This is a genomic window from Aliiglaciecola lipolytica, assembly GCF_018860635.1.
In the GTDB taxonomy this organism is placed as follows: Bacteria; Pseudomonadota; Gammaproteobacteria; order Enterobacterales; family Alteromonadaceae; genus Aliiglaciecola; species Aliiglaciecola lipolytica_A.
Genome location: NZ_JAHKPT010000014.1, coordinates 81,489 through 99,853, shown reverse-complemented (window position 1 = coordinate 99,853; position 18,365 = coordinate 81,489). Strand labels below are relative to the sequence as shown.

The window sequence follows — 18,365 nt, the reverse complement described above, 5'->3', positions numbered from 1 at the left end:
TAGGCCATGGAATATCTCAAGCACATTGCGAGGCTAAAGCAGCCGCCTACAGGGCTTTTTTGGTGGGCATGACGACGTTGGCAAAAATTAATCCTGCCACTAACGACATTAAAATTAAAAATGTTTCCTGACCGATATGATCTGCCTTAATAAAGTCCTGTCCGGAAATAAAGGAGTTCAAACCTATATACGTTTTTGAACCAGGTACCAACACAATCAAACCATGCATAGCAACAATAGTCGAAGGCGCATTCATGACTCTGGAAAATAAGTTTGAAAAGACCCCTAAAGCAAATGCGCCGACGAATGCACCTAATCCATTCTCTAAATAGGCAGAGCTCCATGTGGAAGCGCCGTATGCGATAAACGTCGATACAATAGCCCAAGGTACATGCTTCAAGCGGGTGCGAAATATCGCTACCAGACCTATGCTTAGCAGCAGCACCCCTAACCAGTTAACCCAAAAGGGTAAGGTATCGGCAACTTGCAATTCTTGTTGACCAAAGAGCTGGTAACCAAGGGTGATACCTATAAATGCGCCGAAATACAATTTGAATAATTGCATAATGGCATCCATCACTCTTGCGGTCCCAGAAACTAAGTTACGCGAGGATAATTCTGCAAGTCCAATAGTTAAGGACAGTCCTGGAACTAAAATAATCAGCGATGACAAAATTATCAGCCATATATTGAACCCTGACTCAAAATAATAATTAATTGCACAGGCGGAAAAACCAACCGTAAAAGACGCCACTGACTCTAACATTAGGTTGACGCGTTTTGAGCGTAGTGCCCAAAGTGTCCAGAAATAGACAATCACACCCAATACACCAGACCATAAAATTTCCGGCCAACCAGCCCCCATTAGCATAGCAAAGGCACTGGTTGAAGTACCAAAAGCTACCCCTGTAAGCGTTTTGTTGTAGGGGCTTTGCATAGTATCAATTTGATCCAAACGTTTGTCCGCATCTTGCAGGTTAATTTCACCTTTTAATAATTGATAAGCTAGTTCATCTGTCAGTGATAACGAATTCATATCCAATTCACCGGGATCAATTCGCGCGGCGTGGTTATATTCTTCTTCGTGTCGGTCGCTCCACAACACTATTGACAATGAAGTCGGGGTAGATATAAACGAAGCGTTTACACCTAAGTGCGCAGCAACTTCACTCAAATACGCTTCAAGTCGAAACGAAGGCGAGCCATATTTATGCAACATTTTGCCTAATTTGAGTATAAATCTGCGTATCTGGATAAATTCCGACTTGTCCACTGCTTTGCCACTTAAACCTTTAGGTTACGAGTATTCTAAAAATACTCAATTGAATCAATATTATAACTAACTTTTGTTAGGCTATGCTTAACTAATTCGCAAATTGTAGAGCCTACAAAGTTCCAACGCAATGGACATTTATTGTACTCTTCGGATAAAAAAAACTAATGCATAACTAGTCAACTTAGCTTACAGGATAGGTAGGCAAATTAAGATCAAGCTGGCAATCCAAATGGTTTCCATTATGAGTAATAAGATAGGTTTAGTTCCTACTTCAACTAATTGTTTTAAATTGGATTTCATTCCAATTGCAGCGATAGAAACGACTAATGCAAAGCGTGAAATATGAGACGCCGATTCTGTGACAGCAGAGGGGATTGAAAACACGCTATTGATGATCATCAGTACAACAAAAATAATCAGAAAACCGGGAATTCCAGGTGCTTTATTGGCACCAACACGTTTAAGTCTTAATTTTAAAACCAGCAGAATAGCAATTACCACAGGCATCAAAAATGCGACTCGTACTAGTTTTGTTAGCGTGGCCAGGTCACCGCTTTGTTCAGACACCGAATATCCCGCTCCAACTACCTGGGCCACATCATGAATGGTAGCGCCTAAAAAAATACCGGTTTGTATCTGATCTAAATTAAATTGCGAGGCAATAATAGGGTAGAGAATCATCGAAAGTGTAGACAGCGCAGTGACACCAATTATGGTCAATAAAGTATCACGATCTTTGTGTTTGCTGTCTGGTAGTACAGCGGCGATGGCCATGGCTGCTGACGCACCACAAATACCTACGGCACCGCCTGTTAACACTCCAAAACGTTTTTGCATACCCAATAATCGGGCTAAAACCGTGCCGATTAAAATGGTCGTTACAATCGCGACAATTAACAATAACGCAGTTTTCCAGCCTAATGCCACTAGATCGCCAAAAGCGATGCGAAACCCAAGCATAGCGACGCCAAATCGCAATATATGGGTGGCAGTAAACTCAATGCCTGCTTTGCATTGAGATTCCTCATATAGGAATGACAATGCAATCCCTAACAGCAACGCAAATAACATTGAGGGGGCACCATAATGTTCGCTTAAAAATAGTGCGGCTAAACCAACTATTGTGGCCAGCATCACACCTGGTATCAAGGCTTTTAGTTTGTACATAAGAAGGGGGTTAGTTGGTTATTTGCGATCAAAATAAACTACTTCTAATTAGTGAGAGTTGCGACTAACGATTAGCACCATAAGATAGCATTTTTTGGACGTTTAAAGCCATCGAATTGTAGTAATAGCGTATCGATAGGTTCACATTTTGGATGTTAAGAATATCTATGAAAAGTTGTTTTTTGGGCATGTTAGGGTGGGGTGAATGGCCATTTATTGGGGATGAAAAATGTGGCTAAAATCGATTTTTGTACTATGGTTAAAGTAAGTTTTTGGAGTTATTTATGAAACTTTTTTTAATATTATGTACCACATTAATTGTTATGACTGGTTGTCAAACTACCACCAATCAGATGGTTATCGAGTCTCGCCATTTATTGAATGATAATGCGTTTCCAGATTATCAAGAAATAAAAATTGAAAGTGAAGAGGAGATTTTTGCACTAGACCAAGAGGCCAAAGATTTCATTCAAAAGCAGGTTGCAATTGTTAAAGATCCTGTTGATAGAATGGAAACCTTGGTGCGCCTGATATTTGACCGCTCAGAGTTTAATTTGTTGTATATGGGAAGTGCCAATACCGTGGCCAAAGAAACCTTCCAGCGCCGCGCTGCTAATTGTCTTTCGATGTCTATTATGACTTATGCATTAGCAAAAGAAGCTGGGTTCTCGGTACGTTTTCAAGATGTTCAAATTCCAGAATATTGGACCAGAAGAGCTGGGTATAGCTTACTAAATGGCCACATTAACTTAATGATCATGCCTCGTGAGCCTGGCGTAATTCATCTAATTAATACCGGTCTACAAGTGGATTTTGACCCGCAAAACCCACAAAAGAGCTTTCCGAAACAGATGGTCACTAAACAAGCCGTGACTTCGATGTTTTACAACAATAAAGGCGCAGATGCGTTGCTTTCCAAATCTTATACAAAAGCATATGCGTATTTCAAAAAAGCCGCTATTTTATCTCCCAACTTTATATCTACATGGATAAACCTTGGTATTCTCTATCGTCTAGTGGGCGATTATGAATCTGCCGAGAGCGTTTACCTGTATGCTCTTCAATTAGATGAAGACAACCTAACTGGTTGGGAAAATTTAGCCTTTTTATATGAAGTTACCGGCCGCTCGGAAAAAGCGTCTGCAATTGTGAATCGCATCGAAAGAGTGAGAAGTGATAATCCTTTTCATCATTTTATTCAAGGTGAACAATCATTTGAAAATGGTGAATTTGAGTTGGCTTTAAAACATTATAGAGATGCCTTGAGGTTAGATAAAAGTAAACACGAAATTTATTTCGGATTGGCAAAAGCCTATTATGAACTAGGAGATGTACGTCGCAGTCAATTGTATTTTAAAAAAGCTAAAGACCGCGCACGTAGTCATCAAGACCAAGAACGTTACCAAGGGAAATTGGATTTACTCAGCCGTGATGATAGTAAAAAACACTAAGTTAATTGCAAGCTTGAGCTTGCTGTGGCCATTGATTAGTTACGCAGATTGCAACCAATTTGAGTTAACCCAAAATATCGATGGCGAGCGTTTATGGAAGGACTTTAGCTACTTAGCATCAGATGAAATGCAAGGACGTAAAAATCAGTCCTCTGGTTCTAAACTCGCTCAACAGTTTTTAGTCAATCGATTCTCTGAAATAGGATTGAAATCTTTTTCAGAGGATCAAAAATATCGACTGCCTTTTCGCTATGAAACAACTTTCTCACACATTGATGGTGTGAATATCGGCGGCTACCTTATGGGCAGAACTCATCCGCAACAATTCATTGTCATAAGTGCGCATTATGATCACATTGGAACGCGCGGCACAAAAGTTTTTAATGGTGCTGATGACAACGCTTCTGGCGTTTCGGCAATGTTGGCGATAGCAGACAAAATTGCTCAGCAAGGATCTGAATATTCGATCATTTTTCTGGCCACCGATGCCGAAGAAAAAGGCCTATATGGCTCTAAAGCATTCGTACAAAATCCGCCCGTTGAACTGCGCCAAATTAAGTACAACCTTAATTTAGATATGCTCTCGCAGAATCAAGGCAAAAATCGATTGTACGTTTCTGGTGCACGATATCATTCACCATTTAAGAAGGTTGTAGCCCAAGCAATTGATGAGGCAGGGTTGTGCTTAGTTAATCAACACAGAAGAAACCAACGAGGCTATTCAATGGCAATGGGTTCAGATTGGCGCAAAGCCAGCGACCATGCTTCGTTTGGTAAAGTAGACATTCCCTATTTGTTCGTAGGTGTGAGCGAGCACGCTTTTTATCATACTGAAAAAGACACGGTAGAAACCGTTGATCCTGAATTTTTTCAAGCTGCTGTAGAGACGAGTTTTAACATCTTGAGATTAATGGATAAATTACCAGAATAGAAAACGGCGCAAAAAAAGGCACTTAACCTGAAAAGAAAAAGTGCCGATATTTAGCTGCTTCGCGACAGACTATGAAATTTATTTTAGGCTACGCCAAGCTCACGTAAACGTTCTTTCAAATAGCTATCCGCGGTGTGACGTTCTGATAAAACCACATCGGGACGAGGGTGTAAAAATAGTGGCAAAGAGATACGAGATTTAGTCATATCTGCGCCCGCAGGGTTAACTACTCTGTGGGTAGTAGAAGGAAAATAACCACCAGAGGCTTCTTGCAACATATCGCCAATGTTGATGATCAGGTTGCCAAAATCACTGGGCACATCAATCCATTCATCGCCAGTGCCTTTCACTTGTAAACCCGGCTCATTCGCAGCAGGCAAAATGGTCAATAGATTAATGTCTTCATGGGCAGCTGCGCGGATAGCATCGGCTTCTTCGTCACCTGTAAGTGGCGGATAATGTAAAATTCTAAGTAAGGTTTGCTCACTGTCTTTTATCATATTGCTAAGTGGTTGACTGTATAGTTTTGCTACATCAGCAGGAGAGTATTTTTCAACCCAAGTAAGTAATTCAGCTGCTAAATCCATAGCCCCTTGATAGTATGCTGCAGCTTCTTGTTTCAGCTGAGCAGGGCATTTACCCCAAGGGTAATAATGAAAATACTCTTTAATATCTTTTTTCTTAAAACCTTTAGCTGTTTCAGAAACACTGATAGGGAAAAAGCCATCTTGGGTTTCTTTATCAAACAAAAAGTTTTGTTTATCTTCGGAATCAAACCAAGCCTGCCAGTTTTGGTAAATGGAGCTTACGGATGATTGCGATATGGGATGGTTCTTTAATACGCCAAACCCTGTTTTGTGCAAGGACTCAACAAATAACTTGTCAGCCCCTGGCTTTGTATAATCTACTGCTTCTAATTTCATAATATTTCCTGTCAATTGCAGCAATACCCATAAATTGCTGCAAATTTTGTAAATGACACCGGTAAAAAACTTACCTATAAGGTGACAAAAAGACCTGCTAGCGTGGCACTCATCAGGTTAGATAAGGTTGCTGCAATGACTGCTTTTAAACCTAAACGAGCGATTTCTTTACGTCGTGTAGGAGCAAGAGCGCCTATTCCACCCATTAATATAGCAATGGAAGAAAAATTGGCGAATCCACATAATGCAAAGGTGATAATAGCTTGAGATTTAAGGGATAATTCTTCTTGATATTTAATGAAGTCTAAATAAGCAATAAATTCATTTACGACCATTTTTTGGCCAATAAAACTGCCTGCCAAATTGGCTTCGTCCCATGGCACACCTAATACCCATGCTAAGGGTTGGAATAAATATCCTAATATCACTTGTAAGCTTAGCTCACCTTGTCCAAACCAGCCGCCGATGCCACCAATTAAACCATTTAAGATGGCAATCAAGGCAATGAAGGCCAACAACATCGCCCCAACGTTTAAGGCCAACTGCAGACCTGATGCGGCACCCGTTGCAGCGGCATCAAAAACATTTGCATAACCGTCATCTTCTTTTTGCAATTCGTCTAATTCGTTCTTATAGGTTTCTGTCTCAGGCATGATAATTTTAGCCATAAGCAAACCGCCTGGTGCGGCCATAAAACTGGCTGCTAACAAAAACTTAATATCCACACCCAATTGGGCGTAACCTACCATCACTGCACCGGCAATCGACGCCAAACCGCCAACCATAATTGCAAATAGTTCTGAACGGGTCATTTGTGGGATAAATGGTTTCACAACAAGGGGCGCTTCTGTCTGACCAACAAAAATATTGGCCGCTGCAGACATGGACTCTGGCCGACTAGTTTTTAGGAAAAACTGTAAGAAGCCACCAATTAGGCGAATTACCCACTGCATTACACCGATGTAATACAGAACCGCGATCAACGAAGAAAAGAACACAATTGCAGGTAATACGTTAAAGGCAAAAATAAATCCTAGTGACTTATTACCCAAAGGACCAAATATAAAATCAATACCTGCTTGACCCATATCCAAAATCCACTGCACCCCGGCAGACATTTTAAGCAGTGCATCTTTGCCTGCAGGAACATAAAGAATCAAAGCTCCTACAATTGCTTGTATAAAAAAAGCACCGCCAACTGTTCGCCAGTTAATGCTTTTGCGGTGGGCCGATAAGCCATATGCTATGGCTATCAACACCACAATTCCAAGTAAACCGATCATGGTATTTCCTTTTTATTATTATTTTTTTAGTTGATTTTTATTCATTAAGTAATGCTTGCTGGATGTGCGATTTAATAACATCCAGAGCGATATAGTTTTCACCACCTTGGGTGACAATCACATCTGCGGTAAATCTACTTGGCGCAATAAACTGATGATACATAGGTTTCACAGTACTTTCGTATTGGTGAGCTACCGACTCTAAGGTCCTTCCCCGTTCTGCAATGTCTCGTTTTATTCTTCGTAAAAGGCAGATGTCCAACGGCGTATCAACAAAGATTTTGACATCATATAGCGGTTCCAATGCAGGACTTGCCAGCAACATTATACCTTCAACAATGATTACGGGTGCAGAATCCAAAACCTCTCTCTGTTGCAGTCGAGTGTGGGTTTTGTAACAGTAAGTCGGGTACTCGATGGATTTACCTTCTTTCAAGTCCATCAAGTGCTTAACCAACAATTCATGCTCAAATGCTTTGGGATGATCGTAGTTGTTTTTCTCACGTTCATGCATAGGCAAATGATCTTGCGCGCGATAATAATGATCTTCGCGCAAAATTTGAACAGGTCGACCTTGTTGGGCAAACTCATTGAGAAGATTTTCTGTAAACAAAGATTTACCAGAACCAGAAGCACCAGCAATTGCGATAATAAGTGGAGAAGCCATTTCGACCCTGAATCAATAAAAACTTGGCAAAAGATACCAGTCATCGCAAAAAAAGTCAGTCTGAATCAAAAAAAATTATACTAATTTGTTCAAAAATTAAGTATAAATTAACCCTAGACTAAATGGTCTGATTTGTATGTGACTGTTTAGTCTAGATTTTATTGTTTTTTACTTTAAATCGGATTGACCAGTTGGTCAAGAAAGTAAATGGAAGGTTATAACCATGTGGCTTTGGGGTTAATTTTGCAATTATATTTTATTGCTGACACCAGAGTCATAAAAGTGTAATAATTGAACTGATACAATACGCCCGATTTGAAATTAAGCATCATAGTTTCATGAAGCAGCGCTACAAGACTGTGAATGAAAACTGGATAGGCAGAAAAGAACACACACTACTTAGGAAAACACAATGTTTAAAAAAACCAAACTGAATCGTATTGCGATTGCAGTGGCTATGTCTGTTGGCATGTCAACAGCAGCAATGGCTCAAGTTACCTCTTCAGGTATGAATGGGCAAATTGTCGGGCCAAATGGCAATCCAGCTGAAGGAACAGTCATTAAAGTTACTCACGTACCTACAGGTGCCGTGAAAACAACAACTGTTAACGCAGCCGGTACTTTCAACCTTGACGGCCTTCGAGTTGGTGGTCCTTACACTATTGAAGTTGATTCAGATACATACTCTGATCAAACCATCAATGATGTTTACTTGAACTTGGGTGAAACAGCATCAATTTACCGTGAGTTAGCTTCTACTGAAAGCGTTGAGCGTATTGCAGTAACGGCTTCTCAAGTTAGCAGTTTATCTTTTGGTAAAATTGGCCCAGGCGCTAACTTTGACCTTTCTACTTTAGAAAATGCACCAGCCATAAACCGTGATATTACTGACATTGTTCGTATCGACCCTCGTATATATGTAGATGAAGGCGGTAGCGGTGGAATTCAATGTGTCGGTAAAAGCCCTCGCTTCAACAGCTTGACTGTTGATGGTGTTCGCATGAATGACTTGTTTGGTCTTAATTCTAATGGTTATCCAACTGAAAGAATGCCTTTCTCTTACGACGCCATTGAAGGTGTTGCAGTTGAAATCGCACCTTTTGACGTAATCTATGGTGGTTTCTCAGCGTGTAACATTAGTGCAGTAAGTAAAACAGGTACTAACGAAGTTCACGGTACCGCTTTCTACGACTACGGAAGTGATGACTTTAGAGGTGACTCTTTAGAAGGTGAAGACGTTAATATCGGTGATTACTCTGAAAAACGTTACGGTTTCAGTATCGGTGCTCCTCTAATCAAAGATAAATTATTTATCTTTGCTGCTTATGAGAAATTAGAAGGCGCTAACTTATTCGACCGTGGTGTTATTGATTCAGGCGCTATCAACGAAGTTGCGCTGACACAAACTCAGTTAGATGAAATTATCCGTATTTCTAACGAGTTATATCAATTTGACCCAGGTACTACTCCTTCAAGTCTTGCAAATGAAGATGAAAAAATTCTTATTAAACTAGACTGGAATATTAACGAGCAGCACCGTGCTTCATTCACATACAATTACAATGATGGTAACAACTACTCTGAGTCTGATGGTGATTCTGATGAATTTGAACTTTCAAGTCACTTGTATGAGCGTGGCGCTGAAATGACATCTTACTCAGGTGTGCTTTATTCAGATTGGACAGATAACTTCACCACTGAAGTACGTGTTTCTTACACAGATTTAGACAATCGTCAAAATTCACTTACCGGTGATGGAACCCTTTATGGAAACGATTTCGGTGAAGTTAAACTTTACTTAGATGACGTAACTGTTTACCTAGGTTCAGATGATAGTCGCCAAGCCAATGATTTGGACTGGGATGCATTAAGTCTAATGTTCCGCGGTAACTATTACTTCGATAATGGTCATACACTAACCTTCGGTTACGAAAGCGACAAGCTAGACGTATTTAACGTTTTCATTCAACATGCTGAAACGTCACTTTCATTTGATAGCATCGAAGACTTCGAAAACGGTTTCGCAAGTGATGTTGAATATGGTGGTGCTTTCTCTGGTAACTTAGACGACCGCGCTGCTAGCTGGGGTTATACGGCTCACAGTACTTATATCCAAGACGAGTTTTATTTAACTGACGATTTGAAAGTCGTTGCTGGTTTACGCTACGACTGGATCACTTCATCTGATTATCCTGAAGAGAATGCAGATTTTCTTGCGCAAAATGGTTACAGTAATTCTGCCAACCTAGACGGTGTTAGCTTGCTTCAACCTCGTATCGGTCTTAACTATACGTTAAATGACAGCACTGAAATCCGTGGTGGTATTGGCTTGTTCTCTGGTGGTAACCCTAACGTATGGATGTCAAATAACTACTCTGGTACTAACGTAGCTGGTGGTGAAGTTGACGGCGGTGACTTCGGTTATGACGATGGTTCACGCAGCTTGTTCGACGACGATGTTGTTTGGACAAATGTAGAAGATGGTGCTCCAGTAGGTCCTGGTTACGGTGTTCCGTCTGAACTAGATGCCTTGATGGATAGCGGCGTTGCTTCTAACTTTGAGTCTAACAACCTAGACCCTGATTTTGACATGCCTAGTGAGTGGAAATTATCTGCTGGTGTGACTCACGTAACTGAATCTGATTACATTTTAAATGCAGACTTGTTAGTGTCGTTTACCCAAGATCAAGCAATGATCAAATACGTAGGTATTGAAGAAGTTGGTTTCACTGATGAAGGGTATATTGATTACGACCGCAATGGTTATGGTTCACTTGAACTAACTAACTCTGGTGAAGTATCAACCTCTTACTCATTAACTACCACACTTCAAAAGTCGTGGGACAACGGTATACGTTTGGTAGCGGGTTACTCTTATAACCATGCTGAAGATGTACAACCAATGACTAGCTCGGTTGCATTCTCTAACTACCAATACAGAGCGTTCACTAATCCTAATGAAGACGTTTCTTCGTTATCAGATTGGAACATTGAACACCGTCTTACTGCAGACTTTAGTTATGTTGTTGAGATAATCCCAGGATTGGATACTCGCTTCAATATGTATGCATTGACTCAGTCTGGTCGTCCTTATAGCTTTGCCCGTACAGATGGTAATAGCATATTTGGATATACTCCTTACCTAGATAGCGACAGTGTGTTGCCAATCGGTGTTGAGCGTAACAGCGAAGAAAGTGGCTGGTGGACTAAGGTAGATATTGCCGTTAGACAAGAAATTCCAGCGTTCTCTGAAGATCATTCAGCATCAGTAAGTTTAACTATCGACAACTTTACTAACATGCTAAATGATGATTGGGGTATCTTAGAAGAAGTTAACTATAACACTGCGCGCTTAGGTGACACTTCACCTGAAAGTCGTCAAGGTGATGCTTCTTTATGGGAAATGCGTTTAGGTATTAGCTACAAATTCTAATTTGTAAGTTAAACCAATGTAAAAGCCGGTCTTTATGACCGGCTTTTTTGTGTTTGAAGGTAAGATATACTAATAGATTCGAGGTATTTAATATGCGGGTTGATAAAAAATGAAGTTCTTTTCGATAATCTTAGGAGTGCTAATCGCAATGCAATTAGTTAGCTGTGCTAATTCTCAACCAACAATTCGAGTGGCGACCTTTAATGTGAGTATGGAAGCGGATAATTATCGAGGGACAGAAGCGCAGCAAGACCAGCATGATCCGACTTTGTTGTTTAAGCATTTAGCCACAGGCGATAACCAACAGATAAAAAATATTGCACAGATTATTCAACGAATTCGACCTGATATTATTCTGCTAAATGAGTTTGATTACAGCAGCGATCCGTCGCTGGGTCCTGACGCTTTTATCAACAATTATTTGCAGGTTTCACAGCAAGGGCAGCGGGCTATTGATTACCCATATTTTTACTATGCTCCGGTCAACACAGGGGTTGCTAGCGGCGTTGACTTAAATAACGACGGTAAAATAGAAAATTCAGGTAGTGATGCCTTTGGTTTTGGTCGTTATCCTGGACAGTATGGGATGTTGCTATTGAGCCGCTATCCCATTGATTTGCATGGCGCTCGAACTTTCCAAAAGTTCTTGTGGAAAGACATGCCTCACAACACTTTAGGGAAAATTAAGAACACCGATGGTAGTGCTTGGTATTCAGCCGAGGCGATGGAAGTTTTACGCTTATCGTCTAAATCCCATTGGGATATTCCGATTAACATAGAAGGTAAGACGTTACATGTACTTGCGAGTCATCCAACTCCTCCGGTATTTGATGGGCCGGAAAATCGTAATGGTTTGCGAAATCATGATGAAATTCAATTTTGGAATGATTATTTAGACGCCGGTTCAAAAGCTGACTATATCTATGATGATAAGGGCAACAGAGGCGGCTTTAGTGGCGAGCGTTTTGTTATATTAGGTGATTTAAATGCTTCTGAAAGCGAAGGTGATGGTCAGCGCACTATGATGGCAGATTTACTTGCTCATCCATTAGTTGCTCAATATGAATTACCGAAAAGCGAGGGAGGCGCGAAGTCCAACCCTGTAAATCCTAATGCCAAGTACCATACGGCAAAATGGGGCTTAACCGTCGATTATGTGTTGCCTTCCAAAGCGGGTCTTAAAATTATTGACTCAGGAGTGTTTTGGCCCAGTAAAAATGAGCCAGGTAGCGAGTTAGTTGAAGCGCGAAAAGCTTCATCTGACCATCGCCTAGTGTGGCGGGAAGTACAGTTGAAGTAACGCAAACATGATTGGTTAACGTTTGCGACTATCCGGCTTGTAATTCTTTGTGCTGGGCAAATATTGGCAAGCGTTCATCTTCGCGATGGCTTACCATCAAAATAGTGGCCAATTGCTTTTTAGCAATAGTGGTGATCACGTCCAATACTAAACGACGATTAATTTCATCTAAGCCTTGTGTGGGTTCGTCTAACACTAAAAGTGACGGGAATTTCACTAAAGCTCGGGCGATCAGCAACAATCGCTGTTCACCAAAGCTAAGTTGTTTAAAGCTGTTATTGGCCAGTGGCCTAAGGCCAATTAAATCTAACCATGCTAATGCTTGTTGTTTTTGACTAGCACTCACGTCTTTGTACAAACCGATAGAATCCATGAATCCTGAAAGAACTACTGTCAAGGCATTGCAACCTACTCGATAGGAGCGGTGAATATCGGGGGAGACTATCCCCAAGTGCTTTTTAATGTCCCAAATGGTTTCACCGGTTCCCCGTCTATGCCCCATCACAGTGACATCATTACTGAAACATTGTGGACAGTCACCGGTAACCAATTGCAACAACGTTGATTTACCTGAGCCATTTGGTCCGGTAATAATAGTGTGTTGAAAAGTATCAATACTCAAATCGGCGGATTTGAGTGCGTGATTTTCGGCATAAATAACATTCGCGTTTTTGATGCGTACTAACGGTTTTTTATTGTGGCTATGTTTATCCGTTATCATTCGCTCAAGTAACGACTTATCCAGTGCGTCAAACGCAAATATAGTGTCGATAGTAGCTTGCGCATCGCTTACCGATAATCCACTTAAATCATGCAAATGATTATCTTCAACGAGTGCGAATGTTGTAACCCATTTGGGGATGTCTTGTCGATTACTCAATAATAAAATCAGAGTAATATCTTGGTGTTTTAGCTGACTTAACACGTCACTTAATTGGGCTCTTGATGAGGCGTCTAAATCATCAAAAGGGTTATCCAATATTATATAATTAGCACCGGATAAAATGGCTTTTAGAATCAGTAGTTTTCGAGATTCTCCGGTGCTGAGCTGTCGAAAACCTGTATCAAGACGATGTTCTAAATGGAAGCTAGCAATAAATGGGTGATCTAGTTTGTCTTGAGGTAAGAAGTCTTTGGCAGGGGTGCCAAAATCAATTTCATCGGTGAGATCAGTTTCGTCAATCTTTAATTCATTTTCATAAACTGCTTGTAAGGTTTCAAAAGAAACCAATGTTACCAACTGGTTTTCGGGGATAGTTAAGCTAGCGTATTCGGCATCTTTTAATTGCCCCAACAAAAGCTTATCAACATATTGTTTTCCGGCCCCATTTTTACCTAAAACAGCCACCGCAGCATTTTCTCGAATAAGCCATGAGTTTACGGTCAATTTAGGATGATGAAAGTGTTTGATTGTTATCATTACTACAGAACTCAAAATTTAAAATACGGCAACCAAACAATCTCTATTTGGTATAGATTGCCAAGAAATAATTTGTGTGTATTTTTAAAATTTACACGTTTTCAAATAGCGCTTCGACTTTTTTACGTGTTTCTTCAATATTGCTGATATCGGCAGGAGCAATAAATATCGTATCATCGCCCGCAATAGTGCCTAGTACGCCGTCTTTTTGGCTAAGAGAATCGAGTAAGCGGGCAATTAGTTGCGCGGCCCCTGGACTGGTGCGAATGATGACCATGACATTGTTGTGGACAATATCTAATACTAATTGACGCAGTGGACTCTTTGCTGTGGGCATGCCCATCTCTGGAGGCAAACAATACACCATATCGCCACGAGCGTTGCGTGTTCGCACTGCACCAAATTTACTCAGCATTCGGGACACCTTGGATTGGCTAATACTGCCAAAGCCTTGTTCCGTTAGTGCATCAACAATTTCACCTTGAGAGCCAAAGCTTTCCGTTTTTAAAATATCTTTAAATGCTTTGACCAATTCTTCTTGTTTTGTATTAGACATGCCACCCTCGCTATTAACTGCTATAGTTTGACACAATCTAAACAGGGTAGGTAGCCTTGTTTACAAGCAGCAAAATACTTTGCATTAATATCATATAGTTAAAGTGTCTGTTTTGAGTTACTACTAAGTATTGAATTCGTAGCATCTAACCCATATATTCTGTTAAGCCTTAAAAACTAACTGAATGTTAGGCTAAAAGAGTTATATTGCAAAACAGATAGTGAACATTCACCACAATAAATTGTTTTTTCATGCGGCTTACTCTATGGTTTGCCGTCAATTTAATAGTCCCACAGGAGACAACTATGAAAGTAGCGGTATTAGGTGCTGCAGGCGGTATCGGTCAGGCCCTTTCTCTTTTATTGAAAACCCAGTTACCAGCTGGTTCCGAGTTAGCTTTATATGATGTTGCACCTGTTGTGCCAGGAGTGGCAGTTGATTTGAGCCACATCCCTACAGACGTAAAAGTTGAAGGTTTTGGTAAAGATGATTTAGCAACTGCGTTACAAGGTTGTGATATTGTTTTGATCCCAGCAGGGGTACCTCGTAAACCAGGTATGGATCGTTCTGATTTGTTCAATATCAATGCGGGTATCGTTAAGAACCTAGTTGAAGGTATTGCGGATAACTGTCCTGATGCATGTACATGTATTATTACCAACCCAGTTAACACTACTGTTGCGATTGCTGCAGAAACGTTAAAAGCTAAGGGTGTTTACAACAAAAACAAATTGTTCGGTGTAACTACTCTTGATGTTATCCGTTCTGAAACTTTTGTAGCTGAATTGAAAGGTTTGAGCTCTACTAGTGTGCACGTTCCTGTTATTGGTGGTCACTCTGGTACAACTATTTTACCTCTACTTTCACAAGTTGAAGGTGTGACATTTAGCGATGATGAAATAGCAAGTTTAACTACTCGCATTCAAAACGCTGGTACTGAAGTTGTTGAAGCAAAAGCCGGTGGCGGATCTGCTACTTTGTCAATGGGTCAAGCTGCGGCAAGATTCTGTTTGTCTCTAGTAGCTGCTATGAAAGGCGACAACGTGGTTGAATATACTTATGTTGAAACCAACTCAGACGACGCAGTATTCTTCTCTCACCCTGTAAGACTAGGTCCTAACGGTGTAGAAGAAATTCTACCCTACGGTGAGTTGAGTGAATTTGAACAAAACGCAAAAGATTCAATGCTTGACGGTTTGCGTGGCGATATTGAGTTAGGTGTTAAATTCGTAAAAGGTTAAGCATTTAACCTATTACCGAACCTAACAAAAAGCCCCTTGTAGTTAACTACAAGGGGCTTTTTTATGCAGGCTAGTTCAGCCAGAATTAACCTGTATTACGCATGCCCACAGCAATACCTGCGATGGTTACCATCATTGCTCTTTCCAATAACGCATCGTGTTGACTGTCATCTAATTTTCTTATTCTAGATAACAATTCAATTTGCAAGAAGTGCAAAGGTTGCAAGTAACCCGCTCTAATACTCATGGATTCTTTTCCTCGCGGATCCGTTTCCATTACAGTCTCTTGGCCTAATAATTTGAGCAAAGATTCAATGCTTTCATCTAGCTCGGTTCTCAATGCTTCACCAAAATACTGCAATTCAGCCGGTACAAGACGATCATCATATTCTTTGCTTATTCTGGTGTCTGCTTTATTAAACACCATATCAAGCATCGATAAGCGGGAATGGAAGAATGGCCAATTTTCCAACATATCATCAATGATCTGCTGCTGACCTGATTGGTAGTAATCGGTCACTGCTTTCATTGAACCTAACCAAGACGGTAAAACCAACCGCGTTTGCGCCCATGCGAAAATCCATGGGATTGCTCTGAGACTCTCTATACCACCTGTTGGTTTGCGTTTTGCTGGACGACTACCTAAGGGTAATTTGCCGAGCTCTTGTTCGGGAGTTGCCACTCTAAAGTAGGGCACAAAGTTTTCATCATGACGTACTATTTTACGATAGTTATCACGACCTTCGTTGGCCATAGAGGTAATCGCTTCTCGCCACTCTTGTTTTGGCTTAGGTGGTGGAAACAATATCGCTTCTAGAATCGCACTGGCGTATAAGCCTAGGCTTCCTTTCGCAAGTTCCGGCATACCAAATTTATAACGTATGGTTTCACCTTGCTCAGTAACCCTAAAACCACCGGTGAGAGAACCTGGAGGTTGTGAATGGATAGCAGCATGTGCAGGTAGACCTCCACGTCCGATTGTACCTCCGCGACCATGAAACAAGGTCAACTTGGTTTCAAATTCATCGGCTAATTTAACCAATGCTTCTTGAGACTCGTATTGGGCCCACCCAGCGGCCAACGCACCGGCGTCTTTTGCTGAGTCAGAATAACCAATCATTACGTACTGTTTACCTTGAATATAACCTCGATACCAATCGATACTGAGCAATTGTTTCATCACAATTGCAGCGTTATTCAAATCATCCAAGGTTTCGAACAGTGGTGCTACTGGCATTGGCCATTTAACACCTGTGTCTTTAAGCAGTAACTGCACAGCAAGCACATCTGAGGGCAGACTTGCCATTGAAATAATATAAATCCCAAAACCTTGTTGGCTGTTTTTAGCAATAATGCGGCAGGTATCTAAAACCTCTTGGACTTCTGCCGAAGGTTCCCAGTTTTCCGGAATAAGTGGACGCTTAGATCCCAATTCTTTTAACAAGAACGCTTGTTTGTCTTCTTCGCTCCAATGCATGTAATCACCCATGCCAAAGTAGCGTGTTAACTCGCCAAATACTTGAGCATGGCGTTCTGAATCTTGTCGAATATCTAATTTAAGTAAGTGCACACCAAAACAATGTACACGTCTAATGGTGTCTAATAGTTTGCCGTCGGCGATAACTTGCATTCCACAAGCATGCAATGACTGATAGCAGGTTAACAAAGGTGCCAGTATGTCATCTTGACAAGTCACCCAATTAGTATCATCAACTTGATGACCAGCTAAATAATTGTCGATACCTTCTTGCGTCTTTGCAAGTCTATGATAAAGGGGGCGTAACAATGCACGGTAGGGTTCTAGTTGGTCTTCACCGACTATATCTTTAAGCGCTTGATCGCAGTCACCCATAGAGAGTTCTACTTGCAGAGCATCAATATCTTTGGCAAACAGTTTCGCTGCACGTTTTCTGGCAAGCAACAACACCTCTTGGGTAATTTTAGAGGTTACATTTGGGTTGCCGTCACGATCACCACCCATCCAAGAACTAAATTGCACTGGTGAAGCGTCTATTGGTAATGAAATACCAAACTTGCTGTTAACCTTTTTATCCAATGAGCGGATAAACGCAGGAACCGCATCCCATAATGAGTTCTCAATAACTGAGAATCCCCAACGCGCTTCATCTACTGGAGTCGGGCGAACAGAGCGTATTTCTTCGGTATGCCAAGCTTGACTAATCAAGTCGGCAATGCGCGTTTCTATTTCGCTACGTTCTTCGTCTGAAAGCATGCTTTGGTGCATTTCACGTAAACAGCGAGCCAGCTCACCGTGTTTGTGAATTAATGTACGACGGGTAACTTCTGTTGGGTGTGCGGTAAGTACCAAATCGATCTTAAGTTGCTCAAATGCATCAGCAAAGTCACTTTGATCGATTTTTGCTTCATCTAAATGTTCGAATAACTTTTCAACAGGATCATCTGTTATCGAAATACTATTGAATTCCTGTTCGGCTATATTGGCTAAATTAAGGAATTGTGAAAACGCTCTGCCAACGGTCAGAAGATCTTCATTATTGAGTTCAGCAAATAGATCTTTTAATTGCTGAGTTGAGTCTTTATCGCCTAAATGGGATTTCCGTCCGCCGATACGCACTGATTCTATTCGTTCAAGCCACTCTTCACCAAGCTGAGCACGAATTGTGTCTCCGAGAGTCGCTCCTAGAAATCGTACAGATTCCTTCAATTGAACTGCTAGTTGCTCTTTCACACATCCT

The 18,365-nt window shown here is 41.0% G+C and carries 13 protein-coding genes; 5 read left to right on the top strand and 8 right to left on the bottom strand.

The annotated features are described in order from the left end of the window. Positions 1-46: 46 nt before the first annotated feature. The gene (locus KO530_RS06490) at positions 47-1,273 is read right to left on the bottom strand and encodes a threonine/serine ThrE exporter family protein (protein WP_216047600.1); all 1,227 of its coding nucleotides are present in this window, start codon (positions 1,271-1,273) and stop codon (positions 47-49) included. A gap of 189 nt (positions 1,274-1,462) precedes the next feature. Next, positions 1,463-2,443 (bottom strand): YeiH family protein, encoded by a 981-nt coding sequence (locus KO530_RS06485; protein ID WP_216047599.1) that lies wholly within the window; start codon positions 2,441-2,443, stop codon positions 1,463-1,465. A 284-nt stretch (positions 2,444-2,727) separates the two neighbouring features. On the opposite strand from KO530_RS06485, the gene KO530_RS06480 reads away from it, so the two are divergent. Together KO530_RS06480 and KO530_RS06475 are read left to right on the top strand one after the other, a co-directional pair. Continuing rightward, the gene (locus tag KO530_RS06480) at positions 2,728-3,894 is read left to right on the top strand and encodes a tetratricopeptide repeat protein (RefSeq protein WP_216047598.1); all 1,167 of its coding nucleotides are present in this window, start codon (positions 2,728-2,730) and stop codon (positions 3,892-3,894) included. Continuing rightward, a complete protein-coding gene (locus KO530_RS06475; RefSeq protein ID WP_252728947.1) occupies positions 3,875-4,825 on the top strand; it encodes a M28 family peptidase in 951 nt (316 codons plus the stop codon). Before KO530_RS06480 ends, KO530_RS06475 begins: the two co-directional genes overlap by 20 nt. Positions 4,826-4,908: 83 nt before the next feature. Here the strand turns inward: KO530_RS06475 and KO530_RS06470 are convergent, their stop codons facing one another. From KO530_RS06470 to udk, 3 genes are all read right to left on the bottom strand, one after another. After that, positions 4,909-5,748: a 2OG-Fe(II) oxygenase family protein gene (locus KO530_RS06470; RefSeq protein ID WP_216047596.1), complete on the bottom strand. Its 840-nt coding sequence runs from the start codon at positions 5,746-5,748 to the stop codon at positions 4,909-4,911. 74 nt (positions 5,749-5,822) lie between these two features. Then, positions 5,823-7,031: a NupC/NupG family nucleoside CNT transporter gene (locus KO530_RS06465; protein ID WP_216047595.1), complete on the bottom strand. Its 1,209-nt coding sequence runs from the start codon at positions 7,029-7,031 to the stop codon at positions 5,823-5,825. A gap of 37 nt (positions 7,032-7,068) precedes the next feature. After that, complete coding sequence (udk, locus tag KO530_RS06460) at positions 7,069-7,698, bottom strand: uridine kinase (protein WP_216047594.1); 630 nt, start codon at positions 7,696-7,698, stop codon at positions 7,069-7,071. A 412-nt stretch (positions 7,699-8,110) separates the two neighbouring features. Here udk and KO530_RS06455 point away from each other — a divergent pair, with 412 nt between their 5' ends. Both KO530_RS06455 and KO530_RS06450 read left to right on the top strand, forming a co-directional pair. Beyond that, positions 8,111-11,131 (top strand): TonB-dependent receptor, encoded by a 3,021-nt coding sequence (locus KO530_RS06455; protein WP_216047593.1) that lies wholly within the window; start codon positions 8,111-8,113, stop codon positions 11,129-11,131. Positions 11,132-11,279: 148 nt separating this feature from the next. Further along, entirely contained in the window at positions 11,280-12,431 is a 1,152-nt protein-coding gene (locus KO530_RS06450) for an endonuclease/exonuclease/phosphatase family protein (protein ID WP_216047592.1), read from the top strand. A gap of 28 nt (positions 12,432-12,459) precedes the next feature. Here KO530_RS06450 and KO530_RS06445 read toward each other — a convergent pair whose 3' ends face one another. Both KO530_RS06445 and argR read right to left on the bottom strand, forming a co-directional pair. Next, positions 12,460-13,851: an ATP-binding cassette domain-containing protein gene (locus KO530_RS06445; RefSeq protein WP_216047591.1), complete on the bottom strand. Its 1,392-nt coding sequence runs from the start codon at positions 13,849-13,851 to the stop codon at positions 12,460-12,462. Between the two features lie 91 nt (positions 13,852-13,942). Next, positions 13,943-14,407 carry a transcriptional regulator ArgR gene (argR, locus tag KO530_RS06440; RefSeq protein WP_216047590.1) on the bottom strand — a complete coding sequence of 155 codons (465 nt, stop codon included), beginning with the start codon at positions 14,405-14,407 and terminating at the stop codon, positions 13,943-13,945. Between the two features lie 305 nt (positions 14,408-14,712). Here argR and mdh point away from each other — a divergent pair, with 305 nt between their 5' ends. Beyond that, a complete protein-coding gene (mdh, locus tag KO530_RS06435) occupies positions 14,713-15,648 on the top strand; it encodes a malate dehydrogenase (RefSeq protein WP_216047589.1) in 936 nt (311 codons plus the stop codon). Between the two features lie 85 nt (positions 15,649-15,733). On the opposite strand, the gene ppc is transcribed toward mdh, so the two are convergent. Next, on the bottom strand, positions 15,734-18,358 hold the full coding sequence (ppc, locus tag KO530_RS06430; RefSeq protein WP_216047588.1) for a phosphoenolpyruvate carboxylase: 2,625 nt from the start codon (positions 18,356-18,358) through the stop codon (positions 15,734-15,736). Positions 18,359-18,365: the final 7 nt, after the last annotated feature.

Excerpts from the sequence above, each read along its gene's own strand:
- KO530_RS06470 (WP_216047596.1), bottom strand. The coding sequence starts at position 5,748 with ATGAAATTAGAAGCAGTAGATTATACAAAGCCAGGGGCTGACAAGTTA.
- KO530_RS06465 (WP_216047595.1), bottom strand. The coding sequence starts at position 7,031 with ATGATCGGTTTACTTGGAATTGTGGTGTTGATAGCCATAGCATATGGC.
- KO530_RS06480 (WP_216047598.1), top strand. The coding sequence starts at position 2,728 with ATGAAACTTTTTTTAATATTATGTACCACATTAATTGTTATGACTGGT.
- mdh (WP_216047589.1), top strand. The coding sequence starts at position 14,713 with ATGAAAGTAGCGGTATTAGGTGCTGCAGGCGGTATCGGTCAGGCCCTT.
- KO530_RS06455 (WP_216047593.1), top strand. The coding sequence starts at position 8,111 with ATGTTTAAAAAAACCAAACTGAATCGTATTGCGATTGCAGTGGCTATG.
- argR (WP_216047590.1), bottom strand. The coding sequence starts at position 14,407 with ATGTCTAATACAAAACAAGAAGAATTGGTCAAAGCATTTAAAGATATT.
- udk (WP_216047594.1), bottom strand. The coding sequence starts at position 7,698 with ATGGCTTCTCCACTTATTATCGCAATTGCTGGTGCTTCTGGTTCTGGT.
- KO530_RS06475 (WP_252728947.1), top strand. The coding sequence starts at position 3,875 with ATGATAGTAAAAAACACTAAGTTAATTGCAAGCTTGAGCTTGCTGTGG.
- KO530_RS06485 (WP_216047599.1), bottom strand. The coding sequence starts at position 2,443 with ATGTACAAACTAAAAGCCTTGATACCAGGTGTGATGCTGGCCACAATA.
- KO530_RS06450 (WP_216047592.1), top strand. The coding sequence starts at position 11,280 with ATGCAATTAGTTAGCTGTGCTAATTCTCAACCAACAATTCGAGTGGCG.
- KO530_RS06445 (WP_216047591.1), bottom strand. The coding sequence starts at position 13,851 with ATGATAACAATCAAACACTTTCATCATCCTAAATTGACCGTAAACTCA.